This is a genomic window from Italian clover phyllody phytoplasma str. MA1 (genome assembly GCF_000300695.1).
Lineage (GTDB): Bacteria > Bacillota_I > Bacilli_A > Acholeplasmatales > Acholeplasmataceae > Phytoplasma.
Genome location: NZ_AKIM01000143.1, coordinates 1 through 893, shown reverse-complemented (window position 1 = coordinate 893; position 893 = coordinate 1). Strand labels below are relative to the sequence as shown.

The window sequence follows — 893 nt, the reverse complement described above, 5'->3', positions numbered from 1 at the left end:
TTAAGAATCAAAAAAAATTTTACTTACCGTAATTTAAAAAATAATCTCCAAATAATTCCTAATTTAATCAATCAAGATTTTATTTCCGCCAAACCCCTCCAAAAAATTTTTACTGATATCACTTATTTTAAAACTAAGCAAGGTTTTCTCTATTTTTCTTGTATTATGGATTCTTTTAACAACCAAATAATTGCTTCTCACACTTAAAACAAAAAAATAAAGATTTAGTTTTAAAAACTATTAAAAAATTATCTTCATTAAAAGAGTCTTGTATCATTCACTCCGATCAAGGCAAAGTTTATCAATCAATCAAAATTCAACAAACTTTAACAAAAAAAGGGTTTTTAATCAGCATGTCAAGAAAAGCCACCCCTCGTGATAACGCCGTCATTGAAAACTTTTTCGGCCAAATGAAAACGATCTTACAACATCAAAATCCTTTTTTATTTCAAAAATATCCTAACAAAATAAAAAAATTAATCAATCATTTTCCGAAATTTTCGAATACTAAATGGATTTTAAGTAAATTAAAATATTCAACTCCATCTCAATATGTTCAAAATCTAAGATAAATTTTTAGTTGAATGAACATAAAATAATATAACCTTGAAAAAGGTTACTTTAGTGCGAATTTTTTTTAAGAAAAATAATATAATTAATAATAAAAATTATTTTCTTTTCATTTTATAGGAGTGTTTTTAAATTTTTTACCTAAATATATAGTGTAAGGATAAAATATTAAAAAAATATTTTTTGAAACTAGCAAATTATAAAAAAACATTAGACACTTTTTTATCTATTTTAAATAATTTGTTAGTTTAAAAAGATGTGAAATTATCTATTAATTTTTAGTCTTAAAGAGTTATTTTAAAATAAAAAGTTGTTTAAAAAAA

At 21.5% G+C, this 893-nt stretch carries 1 pseudogene; it reads left to right on the top strand.

Annotated features, from left to right (window positions below):
• A pseudogene (locus RI01_RS03475) lies at positions 1-572 on the top strand (transposase); the annotation flags it as partial.
• Between the last annotated feature and the right edge of the window lie 321 nt (positions 573-893).